Below are 6,513 nucleotides of genomic sequence, written 5' to 3'. Positions count from 1 at the left end.
CTGGCCATGGTCGTTCCCGAAAGCAGCCCCGACAGCGAAATGCCGGCTGGCAGCTCGAAGTTCCATCAGGGCGTTTGTCTGGCGAGCTTCGAGGAAAGGTGCCCTGATCCAGACCTCGCCTCATCGGAGGCGAGGTCATCGTTTCTGTTTAATTGGCAACGAAACGCTCTGGCCGAGCCGGATGCGTCGTCGGCTTTCTCTTCCACGGGGCCAGGACAAACGGCATGCCGGCTTCGAGACAGGCCGCCACGAAGGCTTCGCGCGCAACGATGGTAGGAATGGCCCCGTTGAGGGCGCCCCGGCACGTCTTCACCGCTCGTTCATGACGCTCTCCATGACGCAGCGGCCATTCGTTCTCGAGAAAGTCCAAGGCGTCGTATGCGCCTGTGAATGTGCGCTCCAAACCGCACTGCAGCCGGATTCTCACCGGCCGCGTCCATGGAACATCGTTCAGCGGCATCTTTTCCTCCTTTCATGCCACCAATGGTCCTGATGAAAATGATATTGGGGGTGGTGGGCGGTCGTTCAAGAGCCATCTCGCTTGGCGCGTTGGCTCGCCACGGAATGATCTCCCCGTTCTGTGGGTGCATCGTTGCGGGTCTCCAAACTTTCAGAGAGTTCGCGCGTTAATGTCGCACGCTCGAACTGGCAGGGACGGCTGATGACCAACGGAATTCGATTTGATGTGCTCGCCAAAGGCGGCTACGTGGCGCGCGGCGTCGTCTTTCTCCTCGTCGCGGGGCTTGCCCTCCTCTCAGGCCTCATTGGTGGTCGGCCAGAAACAAAGTCTGCGCTTTCGACACTTCTTGAGCAGCCGCTCGGCCGCGTCTGGGTCGGATTGATCGGCATCGGTCTTTTGGGATTTGTTGCGTGGAGGCTGGCGCAGTCGCTAGCCGATAGCGACGGACACGGGAGGAATGGAAAGGCGTTAGCGATCCGGGCCGCTCTCCTCGGCAGTGCCATCACCTATCTAGGGCTTGCCGGATATGCACTTGGAAAAGCCCTTTTCACGGGTGGAGGCAGTGAAGGTTCTGGCGAGAAGGATCTGGCTGGATGGGTCATGTCGCAGCCTTTCGGTTCCTACCTTGCGATCGCCGTCGGGGCTGGCTTCATCCTCGGCGGAGTCCTCACAGCCGCTAAGGGCATCAGCAGGAAGTTCGAGCGCTATCTTCAGCTACCTGGCCAGAGCGAAATCGTGACATTAATTTGCATCTACGGTCTCGTCGCCCGCGGCGTGGTGTTCGCGATTACCGGCATACTGTTCGCCTATGCAGGTTTCCGGGTGGATCCTGGGCAAGCCGGCAGCATGGGCGATGCCTTGGAATGGCTTCGCCAGCTTCCACTGGGATCATTTCTCTACGTCGCCGTCGCCATGGGATTGGCAGCTTTCGGAATCTACAATCTCGTCGAGGCCCGGTATCGTGTCGTTCGCAGCCCATCGATAGCCGACGCCAAGCGTTCGATCCCGATGGCGGGTTCTTGACATCGCTTTCCCTGTGACAAAGCGCCGTCACACGGAGCTCGATCCGGCAGACGGGACCTCAATGTCGATAAGCAGTCCTTCATCCGACCAGGTTTTCTCGAGACGTCCTTTAAGCTGTTTTTCGACCATTGCGCCGACGATCACCGTACCAAAACCTCGCTTCGCCGATTTGGGTGGAGTGGGGGCGCCCACCTCCTGCCACCGAATGTTAAAGCCGGCCCCAAACGGTCTGGGCTTCCAACTGATTGAAAGCCTGCCTTGCGCAGCGGAAAGTGCACCGTGATGGGCCGCGTTGACAGCGAGTTCATGGAGCACGAGCGCCAGGGGCTGGACGACGGGTGCAGGCATTCGGATGTCCGGCCCACTGAAAATAGCGCGGGTGGCTGCGAACGGCGTCACTTGTTGGCGAATGAGTTCCTCAAGAGAAATGCTTGCCCATCCGCGTGCAGCAAGCAAGGTATGGGCACGGGCGAGCGCCTGCACGCGGTGTTGAATAGCGGCGGCGTAAAGCGCGGGGTCATCGGCATTGCTCAGACGGACGATGCTGTCGACGATTGCCAGGACGTTCTTGGATCGGTGGTCGACTTCCATCAGCAGGCGATGCTCGGAGGCTTCCAGTGCCTCGATCCGCCGATACTCCGTCATGTCGATTTGAGAGCCAAAGAAATACTGGATCCTTCCGTCATCCCCATGAATGGGACTGAGATGCAAGCGGTTCCAGAATTGCGCTCCGCTTCTCTTGTAATTGAGGATCTCGACGCTGATCTCACGCTCGTCGGCGACCGCGGCACGAATTGCAGCGACGGCGATCGGCGATGTGGCTGGACCTTGCAGGAAACGACAGTTGCGGCCCAGCACTTCTTCGGCAGCATACTCTGTCAGTTCAAGGAATGCCTTGTTTGCAAGCACAATCGGCAGGTCCGGCTTACGCGCGTCTGTGACGACCATCGGCATTCTCGTGCGTTCAAACGCGATCGCTGCCAACTCTTTCCGATCTGCGAAGGCTGCATCTGACGATGCGGAAGGCACATCTCCATGGAGTTTTCTTCTTGATTGGCCTGTCATGCTTCCACGCTCACAAAGACGTCGGCTGATAACGTGGCTCGCGTATCTTTGTTTCCAAAAAGATCGCTTGTTTCGTGGGCACCGACACCTGCCGGGCGATGTGTCACACCCGCGATCTTGGCCCACATGATGGCCTCCGTTATTAAAGCAGGATACGGTCGATCAGCCTTGCAGCTCCGCAGGATCAGGCGCACCATATGATCATGAAACTCTTTTCCAGTTCCAGCCGCTCACGAGAGCGCTTCCTCGAAGCCATACTGCAAAGCGCGATCGAGTATGCAATCATCTCCACGGATCTGGATGGACTGATCACCACGTGGAACGAGGGCGCCCGCCGGATCCTCGGATGGGATGAGGACGAGATTATCGGCCAGCCCGCGGCCATGATCTTCACCGAGGAAGACCGGCAGATCGGGATTCTCCAGCGGGAAATGGCCGCCGCTTTGACGGAAGGTCACGGCAATGATGAACGCTGGCACGTTCGCAAGGACGGCTCATTGTTCTGGGCATCCGGGCAGATGATGGCGTTGACGTCGGACAACGGGGACGTCGAGGGCTTCGTAAAGATTCTGAGAGATCGCACCGAGCAGCGAGAGAATGAGGAACGACAGCGCGTCCTGATGCACGAGCTCTCTCACCGCATGAAGAATACGCTGGCCGTCGTTCAGGCTATCACCAGTCAATCCTTTCGTAACGCCCGCTCTCTGGAGGATGCGGAGCAGTCGATCGCCGCACGCATCAATGCTTATGCGAAGGCGCACGACATTTTGCTTCAGCAGAACTGGCTGGGCACGACCATGGCAACGATCGTCGAGGCGACCGCGATCAATCTTGGACTTGAAGCGTCAGGACGTTTCAAAGCACGCGGTCCTGCGGTTGAACTGGGGCCACAGGCGGCTCTTTCGTTTTCCCTCGTGCTGCACGAACTTGTCACCAACGCCAACAAGTATGGCGCGCTGTCGGTCGATACCGGGACGATTGAAATCGAGTGGTCCGTGCGCAGCGAGGCGGGCGAAATGCGCCTGGACTTCAGGTGGCAAGAAGCCGGAGGCCCGGCGGTGGTGGCGCCGAGCAACAAGGGGTTCGGCACGCGCCTCGTCAACTCCAGCCTCGCGGCTTTCGGAGAGGTCGCTCTTGATTATGCGCCGACAGGGTTCATCCTGAAGCTCGATGCGTCGCTCCAGAAGCTGCAATACAAGACCTATTCCGACGCGGAGGAATAGGTGGAATGCTGGGCCGAAACTGGGGGAACCATACCGAAGTCGCCAAATGCGGCTGGTTCTGTTGGCCTCCCATAGCTGGAATGGGATCGAAAGAGGGCGCATCGACTGAGATTGCTTGCCGGTATCGTAAACGGCTGTCCTCGCGCGCGGTGCGCAAGACGTTTCGGCCCTCCCATGAGCAATCCAAGAGACCCGGCCCGGAAAGATTCATCATCGCCACAAACGGACTTCAGGGAGCCGGCTATTTACAGAGTGCCAGAAGTGACGCGGGCGTCTCGATATCAGAAAGGCCCATCACAGCCATTACGATAATGATTCAGACAGCAATCGTAAAAACCAGCGCGGCGATCCTGATATTTGCTGGCTTCATTTCCTTCGCCCCAGCATAGCCATTCTCCGGCTTCATTTTATCAAGAATTGAGCTGGCCTGCTATCATGCGACGTCGGTGTCGACTGCGTAACGAACCAAGGGTCGTCGCTCTGAGCCGCGGATTGATACGCATTTCGGCGGCGGACTGGGAGGCGCCATCTGCAGAACTGCTGTCCGCGCCCCTGGCCGTCTGCCTCGCCGCCAACAATTGGTGCGGCTTATGGGGCATTCCGTGCCAAGCTGCAGGCGTCTCAGTCCCTCCGATGGAATGGAATAAACCGCCTGTCTTCATAGACTCGCAGATAATTCGAGTGAACAGGGTCAGCGAGCCGACGCGATTTCATGTATGCCAGCGCTGAACTTATTGGCCCGCCGGCGACTGGTTCCACGTCTAGCATCACTCGCAGGTGGCCGGGTATGCCTATCGATTCCAGCCGGTCCAACCTTGCCATCGTATCCTCGTCAGGCTCATAGAGTTCACCGACGACACGATAGCCAATGCCCGGTTCATTGAACATCATCGGAGCGAACCAAGGGCCGGCAATAAGCATCGGATAGCATTCCCGGGTCTGGAAAATTCCAAGAAACCTGGCGCGGGGAAGTCCTTGCTCATGAAGAGGGAAGCCTTTCTTCAAAGTTCCAAAAACGAAAAGGTTCGGTGTCATGCGGGCCAGCCCCATGCGTTATCGGCTAATCCCCTAAAGATTGGAGCGATCGTGATCGCCTGTTTCCATCCGGCCGAGGAGGATGACGCTCAGTCGCGCTTCATCACAGGTGGCGCCGCTGCCAGGCTGTCTGCTGCGTCCGTTTCGGGCAATCCTTCCACCCGTTCATTGTCCGGCTGGGCGCGGCGCGTCGCAGGCGATTTCGCCGAAGGACGGCCGGCCCGCGCTTTAACGCGCTTGCCGACAACTGCACCAGGCTCTTCACCTTCGGAGCCGATCGGCTCGAGCTCCATCTCCGGTGGGCGCAACTTATTCCGGTCTTCGATAGGATCGTTTGATTTCTTCTGCATGATCGATCGGACCTTTCTTCAATGCCGGCGGCGATCCAGGACGTCCGCGGCTTTCCCTACGGCTTGAGAACGACCTTGATGCAGCCGTCCTTCTTGTCGCGGAAAGTCTTGTAGAGGTCAGGACCTTCTGCGAGGGTCGCACGATGCGTGATAATGAACGACGGATCGATTTCACCCTTTTGGATGCGTTCCATGAGTAGCGGCAGGTAGTGCTGCACCGGGGTCTGCGCCATTCGGAACGTCAGGCCGCGATTGATCGCCGAACCCATCGGGATCTTGTCGAGGAACCCGCCGTAGACGCCAACGATCGACACCGTGCCGAAGTTGCGGCAGCAATGGATTGCCTGGCGAAGAACGTGGGGGCGATCGGTTCCCATGAACGTAGCGACCTTGATGCGGTCTAGCCGTGAGTCCCAGCTCGCCGACGGATCGGCTTCGGTGCCAACCGCGTCGATGCACGCGTCGGCGCCGCGCCCATTGGTCAGCTCCATGAGCTTGTCGTAGATGTCTTCGTCCATGAAATCGAGAGTGGTTGCTCCCGACGCTTCGGCAAGAGCAAGTCGCTCCTTCACCGTATCGATCGCGATGACGCGTTCGGCGCCGAGGATAAAGGCCGACTTGATCGCCATCTGTCCGACGGGGCCGCAGCCCCAGATCGCGATCGTGTCCCCGGGCTGGATATTGCAGAAGTCAGCGGCCATGTAGCCCGTCGGAAAGATGTCGGAGAGAAAGAGCACCTGCTCATCCGTCAGTCCGTCCGGCACCTTGATCGGGCCGACGTCCGCATAAGGCACGCGCAGATACTCCGCCTGACCACCACTGTAGCCGCCAAGAAGATGCGTGTAGCCGAACAGGCCCGCAGGTGAGTTCCCCCACATCTTCTTGACCTTCGACGGATCGGGGTTGCTGCGTTCACATCCGGAGTAAAAGCCGCGCTGGCAGAAGAAGCATTCGCCGCAGGCGATGGTGAAGGGCACCACGACACGGTCACCAACCTTGAGCTTTTTATTGTCATTGCCGAGTTCGACGACCTCGCCCATGGTCTCGTGGCCCATGATATCGCCGCTATGCATGTCCGGCATCACGCCGTTAAACAGATGAAGATCCGACCCGCAGATCGCGCAGGCTGTCACCTTGATGATGGCGTCGCGCCCTTCCTCGATTTGAGGATCTGGAACGCTCTCGCATCGAATGTCGTGTTTGCCATGCCAGGTAAGTGCTTTCATGTCGTCTTCCGCCTTTCGATCCCGTCCGCAAAGCGGACACGCCGCCTTGCATCTCTTTCGGTTTTGGAAACGTCCGCGAGACGACTTTTTCGTCCCTGGGCTTGAAACTCAAGACAGCCAAACCGTGATCC

At 58.7% G+C, this 6,513-nt stretch carries 7 protein-coding genes; 2 read left to right on the top strand and 5 right to left on the bottom strand.

Annotation, left to right across the window (positions count from 1 at the left end):
• Positions 1 to 148: 148 nt before the first annotated feature.
• Entirely contained in the window at positions 149 to 460 is a 312-nt protein-coding gene (locus C3Y91_RS21205) for a DUF982 domain-containing protein (protein WP_018068007.1), read from the bottom strand.
• Between the two features lie 201 nt (positions 461 to 661).
• Between C3Y91_RS21205 and C3Y91_RS21200 the strand changes: the two genes are divergently transcribed.
• Positions 662 to 1,483 (top strand): DUF1206 domain-containing protein, encoded by an 822-nt coding sequence (locus tag C3Y91_RS21200; protein WP_130773506.1) that lies wholly within the window; start codon positions 662 to 664, stop codon positions 1,481 to 1,483.
• A 27-nt stretch (positions 1,484 to 1,510) separates the two neighbouring features.
• Here the strand turns inward: C3Y91_RS21200 and lov are convergent, their stop codons facing one another.
• A complete protein-coding gene (gene lov / locus C3Y91_RS21195) occupies positions 1,511 to 2,548 on the bottom strand; it encodes a blue-light-activated histidine kinase (RefSeq protein WP_130773504.1) in 1,038 nt (345 codons plus the stop codon).
• Positions 2,549 to 2,745: 197 nt separating this feature from the next.
• Here lov and C3Y91_RS21190 point away from each other — a divergent pair, with 197 nt between their 5' ends.
• Positions 2,746 to 3,771: a sensor histidine kinase gene (locus C3Y91_RS21190; protein WP_130773500.1), complete on the top strand. Its 1,026-nt coding sequence runs from the start codon at positions 2,746 to 2,748 to the stop codon at positions 3,769 to 3,771.
• Between the two features lie 621 nt (positions 3,772 to 4,392).
• Here the strand turns inward: C3Y91_RS21190 and C3Y91_RS21185 are convergent.
• From C3Y91_RS21185 to C3Y91_RS21175, 3 genes are all read right to left on the bottom strand, one after another.
• Positions 4,393 to 4,806, bottom strand: a complete 414-nt coding sequence (locus C3Y91_RS21185; RefSeq protein ID WP_246780209.1) for a gamma-glutamylcyclotransferase family protein — start codon at positions 4,804 to 4,806, stop codon at positions 4,393 to 4,395.
• Between the two features lie 89 nt (positions 4,807 to 4,895).
• On the bottom strand, positions 4,896 to 5,156 hold the full coding sequence (locus C3Y91_RS21180) for a hypothetical protein (RefSeq protein WP_130773498.1): 261 nt from the start codon (positions 5,154 to 5,156) through the stop codon (positions 4,896 to 4,898).
• A gap of 56 nt (positions 5,157 to 5,212) precedes the next feature.
• Positions 5,213 to 6,382, bottom strand: coding sequence for a zinc-dependent alcohol dehydrogenase (locus tag C3Y91_RS21175; RefSeq protein ID WP_168575764.1), 1,170 nt, complete (start codon positions 6,380 to 6,382; stop codon positions 5,213 to 5,215).
• Positions 6,383 to 6,513: the final 131 nt, after the last annotated feature.

Origin of the sequence: Rhizobium ruizarguesonis (assembly GCF_012349115.1) — a bacterium.
Lineage (GTDB): Bacteria > Pseudomonadota > Alphaproteobacteria > Rhizobiales > Rhizobiaceae > Rhizobium > Rhizobium ruizarguesonis.
Note: the sequence above shows the minus strand (reverse complement) of the source record. Positions and strands in the feature narration are given on the sequence as shown.

Excerpts from the sequence above, each read along its gene's own strand:
- C3Y91_RS21185 (WP_246780209.1), bottom strand. The coding sequence starts at position 4,806 with ATGACACCGAACCTTTTCGTTTTTGGAACTTTGAAGAAAGGCTTCCCT.
- C3Y91_RS21200 (WP_130773506.1), top strand. The coding sequence starts at position 662 with ATGACCAACGGAATTCGATTTGATGTGCTCGCCAAAGGCGGCTACGTG.
- C3Y91_RS21175 (WP_168575764.1), bottom strand. The coding sequence starts at position 6,382 with ATGAAAGCACTTACCTGGCATGGCAAACACGACATTCGATGCGAGAGC.
- C3Y91_RS21180 (WP_130773498.1), bottom strand. The coding sequence starts at position 5,156 with ATGCAGAAGAAATCAAACGATCCTATCGAAGACCGGAATAAGTTGCGC.
- C3Y91_RS21190 (WP_130773500.1), top strand. The coding sequence starts at position 2,746 with ATGATCATGAAACTCTTTTCCAGTTCCAGCCGCTCACGAGAGCGCTTC.
- lov (WP_130773504.1), bottom strand. The coding sequence starts at position 2,548 with ATGACAGGCCAATCAAGAAGAAAACTCCATGGAGATGTGCCTTCCGCA.
- C3Y91_RS21205 (WP_018068007.1), bottom strand. The coding sequence starts at position 460 with ATGCCGCTGAACGATGTTCCATGGACGCGGCCGGTGAGAATCCGGCTG.